A 12,013-nucleotide genomic window follows, 5' to 3' on the forward strand; every position below is an offset into this window, starting at 1 on the left:
GCCCCCACGACCGGACGCCGCCGCACCGGCCGCCAGCCGGCCCGCGCCGGTTCTACCACCGCTGCCGCAGTCCGCCCCCACGCTCGTACGGATCCCCGCGATCGGCGTCCGCGCCGAGATCGTCCCGATCGGTGCGGACGCCACCGGCGTACTGGAGGTGCCGCCCCTGGACCGGCCCGCCCTGGCCGGCTGGTACCGCTACGGAGTCAGCCCCGGCGAGGCCGGCAACGCGGTGCTCGTCGGGCACGTCGACTCCCCCACCGGTCCGGCCGTCTTCTTCCACCTCGGCCGGCTACGGCCGGGCGACACCGTCCGGGTCAGCCGAGCCGACGCGCGCGTGGCGACGTTCACCGTCGACCGGGTCAGCGCGTACGCGAAGGAGAGCTTCCCCACCGACCAGGTCTACGGCCCGGCCGACACGTCCGGGCTACGCCTGCTCACCTGCGGCGGACGGTTCGACGAGCAGACCGGCGAGTACGTCGACAACGTCGTCGTGTTCGCGACCCGCACCGGCTGAGGCCGGGCCGTCCCCGTTCGCGTACCGTAGGCCGGCGTTGCGCGATGCGGAGGTGAGCGGTGGACCATCCGGTCCGGTCCGGTTCGGGAGTGTCCGCCCTGCTGCGTCGGCTGCTGCGCTGGCAGCCCGCCGCGACCCTCGATCCGTCCACCCGCGCGAATCCCGACGCGGTGGTCGACTGCGCCGTCTACGTCAACGGTGAGCGCCGCCCGGGGCGCCCCCACTACGCCGACGCCTACGACAGCTGCCGGCGCGACCGCGACACCTTCGTCTGGCTGGGACTGCACGAGCCCAGCGCGGCGGTGATGGCGGCGGTCGGTCAGGTCTTCGGCCTCGACGAGCTGACCGTCGCGCAGGCGCTCGCCGACGGGCACCGGCCCACGGTGCAGCAGCACGGCGAGGTGGTGCTGCTGGTGCTGCGCACCGCCGGTTACGTCGAACACGCCGAGCTGACCCAGGACTCCGAGGTGATCGACACCGGGGACGTCATGGTCTTCCTCGGCGACCGGTTCGCCATCACCGTCCGGCACGGGGCGACCGGCGCGCTGGCACCCGTACGCGCCGAGGTCGAGCGACGACCGGCGCTGCTGGCGGAGGGGCCGTGGGCCGTCGCCTACGCGGTCTGCTCCCGGATGGTGGACCTGTACCTGGAGATCGCCGGACATCTCGAACGGGACCTGGAGCGCGCGGAGGAGAGCGTCTTCGCCCGTGACCGCACCGCCGACATCCAGAACCTCTACCAGCTCAAACGCGAGGTGGTCGAGTTCAAGCGGGCGGTACTGCCGTTGCAGGTGCCGCTGCGCGGGCTGCTCGAACACGATCCGGTCGGCCCGCCGCGCGGCCTGCACCGGTGGTTCCTCGACGTCAACGGCCGCCTCGCCCGGGCGGTGGACCGGGTCGCCGCGTACGACGACCTGCTCACCTCGATCGTGCAGTCCCGGCTCGCGCAACTGGCGGTCGAACAGAACAACGACATGCGCAAGATCGCGGCCTGGGCGGCCATCGCCGCCGTGCAGACCGGCATCGCCGGGATCTACGGCATGAACTTCGCGCACATGCCGGAGCTGGGTTGGCGCTACGGGTACTGGGCCGCGCTCGGCGCCATGGCGCTCGCCGCGCTGACCCTGCACCGTCTCTTCCGCCGCTCCGGCTGGCTCTGAGAGCGCGACCCGGCCTCAGCGCCGGCGCAGGAAGGCGCGGATCCGCTCGCGGGGGTTGTCGGTGAGCTCCGCGCCGTGGGTGAACGCCGCCACGTCGTACTCCAGCTCGGCGAGGACGTGCGCGGTCTCCTGCGTCATCCGGAAGTCCGTGCAGAGCACCTTGATCGGCCAACGGATGCCGACCACGTTGAAGAGCGCGTCACCGGTGATCAGCACCCGGGTGGGCTCGTGCAGCAGCGAGACGTGCCCCGGGGAGTGCCCCGGCGTGTGCACGACGCGCAGGCCACCGCCGACCGGCAGCACGTCGCCGTCGGCGAGGGGCTGGGCCACGTCGACGGCCGGGAAGCCGCCCCCGCCGAACCGGGAGAAGAGCCGGCCGCCGGTCACCCGGGGATCCCGGGGCGGGGCGTGCCCCGCCTGGGCGTACTCGACGTCGGCGGCGTGCACGACGACCGGCGCGCCGGTGCGGCGGGCCACCTCGGCGGCGCCGCCGGCATGGTCCGGGTGCGCGTGGGTGAGCACGATCCGGGTGACGTCGGCGGGGGTCTTCCCGATCGCCGCCAGGCCGCGCACGATCCGGGCCGGCGCCCGCTTCAGCCCGCAGTCGACGAGCGTGACGCTGCCGTCGTCGTCGACCAGGGCGTACGAGTTGACCAACGCGCGGCCGGCCGTGGGTATCCGCCACAGGCCGGGGGCGAGTGGAACCGCAGGAGGGTGCGCCATGCGCGCGAGCCTAGGAAACCCCGTCAACGCGGGGTGCCCGCGCCGCCGGGGGCGGGGCCGACGTACCGTCGCCCGTTCGTGGCGCTACCGTCGCCGGTGTGATGTGGCACCGGTACGTCGCGATCGGCGACAGCACCACGGAAGGTCTGGACGACCCGGACGGCTCGGGCGGGTATCGGGGCTGGGCCGACCGCTTCGCGCTCGCCGTGGCCCGGGCGCAGGGCGGGCTGGAGTACGCGAACCTCGCGATCCGGGGGCGGACAACGGCCCGGATCCGGGCGGAGCAGCTGCCGGCAGCGCTCGACCTCGCCCCGGACCTGGCGACCGTGGTGGCCGGGATGAACGACGTCCTCCGCCCGTCGTTCGACGCCGACCGGGTCGCCGAGGACGTCGGCGCGATGCAGCGGGCGCTCGTCGCGCAGGGCGCCACCGTGCTCACCTTCACCCTGCCCGACCCGGTGCCGGTGATGCCGGCCGCCCGGCCGCTGCGCGGTCGGGTGAGCGCCCTGAACGCGGCCCTGAGGGAGGTCACCGCGGGAACCGGGGCCACCCTGCTGGACCTCGGCGCCCACCCGGTCGCCTCCGACCCCCGGCTCTGGAGCGACGACCGGCTGCACGCCAACAGCGCCGGCCACGAACGGATCGCGGCGGCGCTGGCGTACACCGCCGGGTTGCCGGGCAGCGACGACTCCTGGTCACGTCCACTGGCCGCCGCCGGCCGGCGCCCCCAGCACGAGGTGATCCGCGCCGAGCTGACCTGGACACGCCGGCACCTGCTGCCCTGGCTGGCCCGGCACCTGCGCGGCAGCTCGTCCGGCGACGGTCGGGTGGCCAAGCGTCCGGCGCCGCTGCCGGTCGAGTTGACCTGAGCCCCGCCCGCGGTGGCGCTGACCGGCAGCGCCCGGAGAGCGCCGGCGGCGGGTAGGGCAGGATGGCCGGATGGCGAAGCGTGGGAACCGTCGGCGCGCGGCGGACGACCGGGAGCCGACCTGCCCCTGCGGGTCCGGCGGATCGTATGCGCGGTGCTGCGGCCCGTTGCACCGCGGCGAGGCCGAGGCGCCGACCGCCGAGGCGCTGATGCGTTCCCGGTTCAGCGCCTTCGCCGTCGGCGACGCCGGCTATCTGCTGCGCAGCTGGGACGAGCGCACCCGACCGGCCCGGCTCGACCTCGACCCCGGTCAGCGGTGGCTCCGGCTGGAGATCGTCGACACCGAGCGCGGTGGCCTGCTCGACAGCACCGGCGCGGTCGAGTTCCGCGCCTACCACCGCACCGGCGGGCAGACCGGGGTGCTGGTCGAGCGCAGCCGCTTCGTCCGGGCCGGCGGCCGCTGGGTCTACCTCGACGCCGAGCGGGAGTGACCCACCGGATCGTGGCCGGTTTCGAGGCGATCGGCGAGACCGGTCACGCGCGGCCCTGCGACGCGGGAAACTGACCGGTGCGGAGCAGGAGCCGCGGTCCGCAGCGTACCGGCGGGGCCGACTCACACGCTCCGGCAGCTCGGGCGAGGCGGACGGAGACGCACGGTGGCCATCACGACCTTCATCAACCTGCCGGTACGGGACCTGGCCACCTCCGCCGAGTTCTTCCGGTCGATCGGCTTCACCGGCGCCCAGCCCTCCCCCGACCGCACCAGCATCATGGTGAGCCTCAACGAGGCGACCCAGCTGATCCTGCACATCGACTCCGCCTTCGCCGAGTACACGAAGGTGGGGATCACCGACACCGAGGCCAGCCGGGAAGTGATCGTCGGGCTCGCCGCGGGAAGCCGGGAGGAGGTCGACGACCTGGTCGACCGGGCCGTGGCGGCCGGCGGTAACGCCCTCGGCCCGGGTCAGGACACCGGTCGGCTCTACATGCGCGGTTTCCGCGACCTCGACGGCCACCAGTGGTCGTTCGTGCACCTGGCCGGCTGACGGCCGGGGCCGGCGCCGCCACCGCCGGTCGTCGCCCGGCCCGCGACCGGGGCCGGCCCGGGGACGTCGGCACCGGCCCCAGCCGGTACGAGCGGCCGAAGCCGACCCGCATCGGCTCACGGCCCGCTGCGAGCTGCCGGTTCGATCACCGGGTGGCCGCGCCGGCCCGGGTACCGGCGGCCGGCGGCGCCCATCAGCAGCGCCAGCGCCAGGTAGGGCACCGCGGCCACCGCGAACGCGACCGCGTTGCCGGCCGTCGTGGCGACGAGACCGTACCCGGCGTAGACGGCGATGATCGTGACGTCGGTGGCCACGCCGGCGAGCGAGGTGACGGTGGCGCGGCTGGGGCCGGCGATGCGGGCCTGCAGCCGGGCGTCGGCCAGCACGGTGGCGAGCTGGAACGCACCGAACGCCATCGCGACCAGGACGAACCCGGCCGGATGGCCGGTCAGCGCGCCGCCCGCCAGAGCCAGCGCGGCGGCGGCCAGCACGCCCGCGTACCCGCGGGCGCCGAGCTTCTCGCCGGCCGGCGCGAGCAGCCCGCCGACCGTCATCCCGGCCCAGATCAGCAGCAGCAGGGCCGGGACCGTCGCGTCGTCGACGCCGGTGTCCCGGGCCAGCAGCGGGGTGTACTCGTCGAGCGCCCCCCACCCGGCGGCCACCACGGCCACCAGCAGCAACGCGCGCCGTACCGAGGGCACGGCCCGCGCCTCGGCCAGCCCGGCACGCAGGCTCGCCACCCAGCCGAGCTGCTCCCCCGGCTCGGCGGCGGCGTCGCCCTCCGGCGGGACCGGCTGCGCGCCGGCCTGCTGGGCGCGGCCACGGTGCTCCGGGAACCGGGTGGCGACGGCGGCGGCGAGCAGGCACGCGAGGACGCTGGCCGCGCCGACCGCCGGGTATCCGCCGACGAGCAGCACCGGTCCGGCGAGCAGGCTCGCGGCGAGCGCGCCGAGCACCCCGGCGGTCCTGGCCCGGCCGGTGATCCGGGCGTACCGGCCGGCCGCGCCGCGCCGGTCCAGCTCGGTGAAGACCAGCGCCTCCAGCGCGCCGGAGCTGAGGGCCGCACCGGCCCCCCAGAGCAGGAAGCCGAGCGCGAACACCGGGTACGAGGGAAGCAGCACCCAGAGCGCGTAGCCGGCGGCGGTGACCAGCGGGGCGAGGCAGAGCAGCAGCCGGCGGGAGCGCGCGTCGGCCAGGGCGCCCGAGGGCACCTCCAGCAGGATGGCGCTGGTCGACCAGATGACGAAGAGCGAGGAGATCTGCCCGACCGACAGTCCGGTGTCGGTGAAGAGCAGCGCGTAGAGCGGATAGAGCAGGACGAGGTCGGTGAGGAACGCGTACCCGTAGAGGGTCGCCGTCAGGCGGCGGACCGCGCGATCGGGCACGCGCGTGGAGGTGACGGTCATGGGACCTTCCCGTGGGAGCGGAGCGGACGCCTGGAACACGGCGTCCGCGGCGGCCCACGGCTGCGGCCGTCAGCGGTGCATCAATGTCGCCACGTCATGCCGGCGATGCTAGTCGGCGTCACCCCCACCGGGCCAGCGTTCGCGGCACACGGGCGGCCCACGCCGCCGGGCGGTCGGCGGCCGGGCGCCCCGTGAGGGTGGGACACCCGACCCCACCCTCACGTGCGGGCAGTCAGCGCTGGTCCGGCCGGGGTGGTGCGGGTGGGATGACCATGGTGGTCTCGCTCTCGTCCGTGCCGCGCGGTCCGGGAATCGGGGTGCCGCCGGACGGGGTCGGCTGGGTGACGTCGGGGTCGTCGGTGCGGGGCACGACCTGGGTGGCGCCCGTCTCCGCCGGTCGGGTGACGACCTGGGTGGCGTCGGGGTCCGCCGGCCGGGTGACCACCTGCGTCACGTCGGGGTCGGCGGGTCGGGTGACCTGGGTGGCGTCCGGATCCGCGCCGGTGGGGCTCGGCGGCTCGTCCGCCGCGGCGGCGTGGCGCTCGGCCCGGTAGGCGCGGGCGTGCGCGGCGATCGAGGGGGACTCCTGCTCGACACGGGTCAGCCACGCCTCCCAGCGGCTCTGCATCGGGCGGATCAGGCCGCCACCGACACCCACGACGAGGATCCCGCCGACGGTGGCGAGCACGGCGACCAGCACCGGGGTGGTGACGGTGGTGGCCACGCCGATCTGGTTGAGCGCCGCGACGACGCCCAGGCCGAGGAGGAAGACGTACGCGAGGGTGGCCAGCACCCGTCCGTAGGAGAGGCCGCCGAGGGCGCCGCCGACGATGTCCTTGACGGCGCTGGCGATCGCGGCGGCGACCACCACGATGACGGCGGCCACGAAGGCACGCGGGAGCCAGGCGACCACCCCGGCGATCAGGTCCGAGACGGGATTCGGTCCCCAGATGCCGAAGGCCAGCTGGAGGGTGACCAGCAGCAGCCCGTACTGGACGAGTTTCGCGACGATGTCGCTCGCGTCGTAGCGGGAACGGTCCAGCACGCGGCGGACGCCGCCGCGTTCGACGGCCCGGTCGAAGCCGACCCGCTCCAGGATCCGGTTCACGAGCTTCAGGACGGCCTTGGCGACGTACCAGCCGACCACCAGGATCGCCAGGAAGGCGACCGCCTTGGGCACGAACAGCATCACCGAGCGGAAGGCGTCGCCCACCGCGTCGCCGACGTTGTCTCTCATCCGGGTCCTCCACGCGGGTTGGTCGAGACGTTCCGTCCCCACCTACCCGGTGGTCGCCGGGCGGCAAACGCGGGTCGGCGGTCCGGCGATCGCCCGGAGTGGACGGTCCGGAAGCCCACGTGGCGATCGGCCGGTCGGAACCCAGCCGGGTCAGGGGCGCCCGCCGTGGCTCTCCTCCTCGGCGGCGCCGGCCACGTTCTCGGTGAGCGGCCCGAGGTCGGCTCGTTCGGGCGGTGGGCCGAGCGGTGGCGCGGCCGAGGCCGGCCCGCCCGGCGACCCGGTGACCTTGTCGAAGGAGCGCAGCGACTCGACCGGGAACGGCATCACGAGGGTGCTGTTCTTCTCGGCCGCGACATCCACCACCGTCTGCGACAGCCGCAGCTGGTACGCCCCCGGTGTGGCCGCCATCGCCCGGGAGGCGTCGGCGAGCCTGCGGGACGCCTGGAACTCACCGTCGGCGGCGATCAGGCCGGAGGGAGCCGCCCGCTCGGGATTGGATCTCGTTCCGGTGCCGGCCGCTCTCCCTACGATGGCGTCCCCGCCGAGCCGTCTGGAGGACGTCATGCTGGAGCGTTTCGTCGACCTGTCCACTCCGTTGCTGGCGGACGCGTGCGTACGCCTGGGGGTGCCGCTGCGGGTCGCGCCGGCCGGCGTGCGGCCGCTGCTCGCCGGCCAGCGGGTCGCCGGGCCGGTGTTGCCCGCGCGGCACCACGGCAGTGTGGACGTCTTCCTGGAGGCGTACGACCACGCGGCGCCCGGCGACGTGCTGGTGGTCGACAACGGCGGGCGGACCGACGAGGCGTGCGTCGGTGACCTGACCGTGCTGGAGGCCATCGCGGCGCGGGTCGCCGGCCTGGTGGTGTGGGGGCTGCACCGGGACACGACGGAGCTGGCCGAGATCGGGCTGCCGGTGTTCAGCTACGGCAGCTGTCCGCCCGGCCCGGTCCGGGTGGACGAGCGGGAACCGGCGGCGTTGACCAGCGCGCGCGTCGGTGAGCACGAGGTGGGCCGGGACGACCTGGTGTTCGGCGACGACGACGGGGTGCTCTTCGTGGCGGCCGACCGCTGCCACGAGGTGCTGACCACCGCGGCCCGGATCCGGCAGGTCGAGCGGGAGCAGGCGGCACGGATCCGTGCGGGCGAGACGCTGCGCCGGCAGACCGGTTTCGACGACTACCTGGCGCGTCGGTCGGTCGATCCGGCGTACACCTTCCGGCGTCACCTGCGTCGCGTCGGTGGGGCGATCGAGGAGTGAGCGGCACGGCCGGGCGGCCGACCCCGCGCGACCCCTAGCGCAGCGCCCGGCGCGGCAATATCCTCCACATCACGCGCGGCCAATGGAGCTACTTTTCACCACCCCCGGCCCGGCCGCAGAGGAGCTGTCATGCACGTCAACCAATCCGAACTGGACCGGCGTACGCTGCTGCGGGCCGGCCTCGGCGCCGCCACGGTCGCGGTCGTCGGGAGCGAGCTCGCCTTCCCCGCCGCGGCGCAGGCGACCCCGGGCACGGACCTCGACTGGATCATCGGCTGCGACGAGTGGGGCGCCCGCCCGCCGGCCGACCCGCTGTCGGTCAGCGCCACCGCGACCAACAAGATCATCGTGCACCACATGGCCTTCCCCAACGTCACCGACTACTCCGAGGCGCAGGCGATCAAGCTGGCGAAGGACTGCCAGGACCTGCACATGGACGGCAACGGCTGGTCCGACACGGGGCAACACTTCACGGTGAGCCGGGGCGGGTACGTCCTGGAGGGCCGGACGGGGAGCCTGGAGCGCCTCCGGGCCGGCGATCGGCAGATGATCGCGGCGCACTGCCCGGGTGAGAACGGGCGGGCCATCGGGATCGAGAACGAGGGCACGTACGTCACCGAGACGCCGCCGCAGGCGCTGCTCGACTCGCTGGTCAGGCTCTGCGCCACGATCTGCCGCCAGTACGGCCTGCAGGCGCACGACATCTTCGGCCACTGGGACTTCCGCAACACGCAGTGCCCGGGTGCGACGTTCTACCGGCAGTTCCCGATGCTGCGACGCCGGGTGTTCGCCGAGCTCGGCACCCACCTCGCCGACGTGCCGGCCCGCCGCTGGCCGGACCTGTGGCGCTTCGTCGGCTCGCCGGCCGTGCAGGTGGTGCAGTACCTGCTCACCCACCGGGGCTACACTGTCCCGATCAACAGCGTCTTCGACGCGGCGACCGTGGCCGCGGTGCAGGACTGGCAGTACCGCAACGGCATCCCGGTCGACGTCGACGCCACGCTCACCCCGCAGACCTGGGAGACCCTCGTCCCCGAGCTGGGCAAGGACGCGAGCAGGCTGCCGGTCAGCGCCGTGCAGTTCATCCTGAACCTCAAGGGGTACGCCGAGGTCACCGTGACCGGCGAGTACGACTACCCGACCCGCAAGGCGGTGCAGGATCTGCAGGGCGTGCACGGGCTGCCGCGCAACGGCAAGGTGGACGTCAGCACGTGGTGTGCGATCGTCGGCGGCGTGGTCCGGCAGTCCTTCACACGCCACTGAGTCAGTCGTCGTTCCGGCGGGGGACGGTCGAGGTCGGCCGTTCCCCGCCGGTCGCGAAACGCCGCGCCTCGTGGTCCCGCCGGTCGCGAAACGCCGCCGCACCTCGTTGTCCCGCCCCCCGTGAGCTGCGACGATGACGCAGGTCACGACCAAGGAGGGTGCTGTGGCGTCTCGACTCAACCCGTACCTCAACTTCCCCGGCAACGCCCGGGAGGCCATCGAGTTCTACCGGCAGGTGTTCGGCGGCTCGCTCTACGTCAGCACGTTCGGCGAGTTCGGCAACGCGGCACCGGGCACGGAGAACCAGATCATGCACGCCATGCTCGACACCGACAGCGGCTTCACGCTGATGGTGTCGGACCTCCCGCCCGGCATGGAGCACGAGCCGGGCAACAACATCAGCGTCAGTATCAGCGGGGACGACGCCGAGGAGCTGCGCGGCTACTGGGAGCGGCTCAGCGAGGGAGGCGTGGTGGCGATGCCGCTGGAGAAGCAGATGTGGGGCGACGAGTTCGGCATGTGCGTCGACCGCTTCGGCATCCAGTGGATGGTGGACATCACGCCGAAGCAGGGCTGATCCCCGCCGTTCGGCGTCGCGGGGCGGCGGCGGTTTGCGTCGGGCCGATCCCGGAAAGAGTGCGGGCATGACGTGGGCACGCCGAGTCGTACCCGCGGCGGCGGCCGCCCTCGCGGCGCTCGTCGCGCGGGACCTGACGCAGCGCGATCACGCGCTGCTGCGCAACTTCCCGGTCCTCGGCGGGCCCGGTACCTACTGGAGGCGATCGGGCCCGAGCTGCGCCAGTACATCGTGGCCGGCAACAACGAGGAGCGGCCGTTCACCCGCGACCAGCGCCGCTGGGTGTACGCCTCGGCGAAGCAGCAGAACAACTACTTCGGCTTCGGCACGGACAACGACATCGAGTACACCCCCGGCTATCCGATCATCAAGCACCGGACCTTCGCTCGGGCGGTGCCGCCGTCCGCGCCCGAGGCGGGGCACGACGTGCGGCTGCCCTGCGCCAAGGTGCTCGGGTCGGCCCACGGCCGGGCCGGCGCGTTCCGGCCCGAGTCGGTGGTGAACATCTCCGGGATGAGTTTCGGGTCGCTCTCCGGCAACGCGGTCGCGGCGTTGAACCGGGGTGCGGCCCTGGCCGGCTGCCTGCAGAACATCGGCGAGGGCGGGCTGTCGCCGTACCACCGCAACGGCGGTGAACTGGTGTTCCAGATCGGCACTGCCTACTTCGGCTGCCGGGACGAGCACGGGCGGTTCAGCCTGGCGCGGCTGCGGGATCTGATCGCCGGGGCGCCCGTGCGGGCGCTGGAGATCAAACTCAGCCAGGGGGCCAAGCCGAGCCTGGGTGGGTTGCTGCCGGGGGCCAAGGTCTCCGCGGAGATCGCGGCAACCCGGGGAGTGCCCGTGGGGCGGGACTGCGTCAGCCCGTCCCGGCACGCCGAGTTCTCCGACTGCGACAGCCTGCTGGACTGGGTGGAGCTGCTCGCCGCCGAGACCGGGCTGCCGGTCGGCATCAAGTCCGCGGTCGGTGACCTGGGCTTCTGGCACGAGCTCACCGACCTGATGCGGGACACCGGGCGCGGCGTCGACTTCGTGACCGTCGACGGTGGCGAGGGCGGTACGGGCGCCGCCCCGCTGATCTTCACCGACTCCGTGTCCCTCCCCTTCCAGCAGGGCTTCTCCCGGGTCTACACCCTCTTCGCCGAGCGGGGCCTGCACGAGCAGGTGGCCTTCGTCGGCGCGGGCAAGCTCGGCCTGCCCGACAACGCCGTGGTCGCGTTCGCGCTCGGCTGCGACATGGTCAACGTCGGCCGGGAGGCGATGCTGGCGATCGGCTGCATCCAGGCGCAGAAGTGCCACACCGACACCTGCCCGACCAGCGTCGCCACCCAGAACGGGTGGCTGGCGCGCGGCCTGGACCCGGCACGCAAGGCGGTACGGGCGGCCAACTACATCCGGACGCTGCGCCGCGACCTGATGAAGGTGGCCGAGGCGTGCGGCGTCGAGCACCCCGGGCTGATCGGCACGGACTCGGTGGAGTTCCTGGACGGCCGCACCGGCTCCACGCCGCTGCACGAGGTCTACGGCTACCAGCCGGAATGGGGGCTCCCGTCCGCCGACGACCGGGCGGCGATCGTCCGCCTGATGACCGGCGAGGCGCCGCAGGGCGGCAGCGCCCCGCCGTCGCCGACCGCGGTCGGCTGACCCGCCCACCACCTACGCCGGGGGCAGGGAGCGACGCCGCACCGGCCGGGCCGGCGGAAAAATCGGCGGCGGACGGCGGCTCCTCTCCCCTATCGTCGGCCGGTGCTGATCAGACGCGAAGCCCCCGCCGACGTCGACGCCATCCGCGCGGTGCACGTCGCCGCCTTCGCCGCGCCGGACGCGCCGGACGCCACCCCGGTCGAGGCCACCCTGGTCGACGCGCTCCGCGCCGACGAGGGCTGGCTGCCGGCCCTGTCCCTGGTGGCAACCGACCCGCAGGGGCAGGTGGTGGGGCACGTCGTCTGCACCCGGGGCTGGGT

12 protein-coding genes and 2 pseudogenes are annotated in these 12,013 nt (G+C 74.0%); 10 read left to right on the forward strand and 4 right to left on the reverse strand.

Annotation, left to right across the window (positions count from 1 at the left end; all coding sequences use genetic code 11):
• Both E1211_RS25015 and E1211_RS25020 read left to right on the forward strand, forming a co-directional pair.
• On the forward strand, positions 1-517 hold a 517-nt coding region (locus E1211_RS25015), incomplete at its 5' end, for a class F sortase (protein WP_132351488.1).
• Positions 518-576: 59 nt separating this feature from the next.
• On the forward strand, positions 577-1,677 hold the full coding sequence (locus E1211_RS25020) for a magnesium and cobalt transport protein CorA (protein ID WP_132351490.1): 1,101 nt from the start codon (positions 577-579) through the stop codon (positions 1,675-1,677).
• 15 nt (positions 1,678-1,692) lie between these two features.
• Here E1211_RS25020 and E1211_RS25025 read toward each other — a convergent pair whose 3' ends face one another.
• A complete protein-coding gene (locus E1211_RS25025; protein ID WP_132351492.1) occupies positions 1,693-2,400 on the reverse strand; it encodes an MBL fold metallo-hydrolase in 708 nt (235 codons plus the stop codon).
• 101 nt (positions 2,401-2,501) lie between these two features.
• Here E1211_RS25025 and E1211_RS25030 point away from each other — a divergent pair, with 101 nt between their 5' ends.
• From E1211_RS25030 to E1211_RS25040, 3 genes are all read left to right on the forward strand, one after another.
• Positions 2,502-3,269 (forward strand): SGNH/GDSL hydrolase family protein, encoded by a 768-nt coding sequence (locus E1211_RS25030; protein WP_132351508.1) that lies wholly within the window; start codon positions 2,502-2,504, stop codon positions 3,267-3,269.
• 70 nt (positions 3,270-3,339) lie between these two features.
• The gene (locus tag E1211_RS25035) at positions 3,340-3,759 is read left to right on the forward strand and encodes a YchJ family protein (RefSeq protein ID WP_132351494.1); all 420 of its coding nucleotides are present in this window, start codon (positions 3,340-3,342) and stop codon (positions 3,757-3,759) included.
• A gap of 165 nt (positions 3,760-3,924) precedes the next feature.
• A complete protein-coding gene (locus E1211_RS25040) occupies positions 3,925-4,314 on the forward strand; it encodes a VOC family protein (RefSeq protein WP_132351496.1) in 390 nt (129 codons plus the stop codon).
• A 116-nt stretch (positions 4,315-4,430) separates the two neighbouring features.
• On the opposite strand, the gene E1211_RS25045 is transcribed toward E1211_RS25040, so the two are convergent.
• The 3 genes and pseudogenes from E1211_RS25045 to E1211_RS25055 form a co-directional block, all read right to left on the reverse strand.
• Positions 4,431-5,720, reverse strand: a complete 1,290-nt coding sequence (locus tag E1211_RS25045; protein WP_132351498.1) for an MFS transporter — start codon at positions 5,718-5,720, stop codon at positions 4,431-4,433.
• A gap of 232 nt (positions 5,721-5,952) precedes the next feature.
• Complete coding sequence (locus tag E1211_RS25050; protein ID WP_132351500.1) at positions 5,953-6,957, reverse strand: hypothetical protein; 1,005 nt, start codon at positions 6,955-6,957, stop codon at positions 5,953-5,955.
• A gap of 285 nt (positions 6,958-7,242) precedes the next feature.
• Positions 7,243-7,425, reverse strand: a pseudogene (locus E1211_RS25055) (slipin family protein); the annotation flags it as partial.
• Between the two features lie 94 nt (positions 7,426-7,519).
• Here E1211_RS25055 and E1211_RS25060 point away from each other — a divergent pair.
• From E1211_RS25060 to E1211_RS25080, 5 genes and pseudogenes are all read left to right on the forward strand, one after another.
• Positions 7,520-8,212, forward strand: a complete 693-nt coding sequence (locus E1211_RS25060; RefSeq protein WP_132351502.1) for an RraA family protein — start codon at positions 7,520-7,522, stop codon at positions 8,210-8,212.
• Positions 8,213-8,341: 129 nt separating this feature from the next.
• On the forward strand, positions 8,342-9,475 hold the full coding sequence (locus E1211_RS25065; protein ID WP_132351504.1) for an N-acetylmuramoyl-L-alanine amidase: 1,134 nt from the start codon (positions 8,342-8,344) through the stop codon (positions 9,473-9,475).
• Between the two features lie 163 nt (positions 9,476-9,638).
• Entirely contained in the window at positions 9,639-10,052 is a 414-nt protein-coding gene (locus E1211_RS25070; protein ID WP_132351506.1) for a VOC family protein, read from the forward strand.
• 231 nt (positions 10,053-10,283) lie between these two features.
• Positions 10,284-11,693, forward strand: a complete 1,410-nt coding sequence (locus E1211_RS25075) for an FMN-binding glutamate synthase family protein (protein WP_243709688.1) — start codon at positions 10,284-10,286, stop codon at positions 11,691-11,693.
• Between the two features lie 102 nt (positions 11,694-11,795).
• Positions 11,796-12,013, forward strand: a pseudogene (locus E1211_RS25080) (GNAT family N-acetyltransferase); the annotation flags it as partial.

The organism is Micromonospora sp. 15K316 (assembly GCF_004348525.1).
Lineage (GTDB): Bacteria > Actinomycetota > Actinomycetes > Mycobacteriales > Micromonosporaceae > Micromonospora.